This is a genomic window from Psychroserpens mesophilus, assembly GCF_050617655.1.
Taxonomy (GTDB): domain Bacteria; phylum Bacteroidota; class Bacteroidia; order Flavobacteriales; family Flavobacteriaceae; genus Psychroserpens; species Psychroserpens mesophilus_A.
This window is the reverse complement of sequence record NZ_JBODQC010000119.1, coordinates 1-290: the sequence shown is the minus strand read 5'-3', so window position 1 is coordinate 290 and position 290 is coordinate 1. Positions and strand designations below refer to the sequence as shown.

The window sequence follows — 290 nt, the reverse complement described above, 5'->3', positions numbered from 1 at the left end:
CCGCTCTGGTAGAGGTTGATGCTCATCAGGGAGGTGTCGAGGTCGGGAAAATCCCTGGGGATAACGTGTTTTTTCATCTCGGCAAGGGCCCCGGCCAGTTCAATGCCTGCAGGGCCGCCTCCCACGATGGCGATATTCATGATTTCCTCCAGGGGCTCCCCGCTGTAATTGGCGATGGCTTTTTCCAGGTTCTGGTAGACGAAACTCCGGAGGTTCAGGGCATCCGGCAACGACTTGAGGGTGAGCATCCGATCCTGTAGGGATTCAAAGTTGAAATAGTTTGTCCGGCT

Annotated in this window: 1 pseudogene; it reads right to left on the bottom strand. The window is 55.5% G+C overall.

Annotated features, from left to right (window positions below):
* Nucleotides 1–290 (bottom strand): annotated as a pseudogene (locus ACRHNM_RS16585) (NAD(P)/FAD-dependent oxidoreductase); the annotation flags it as partial.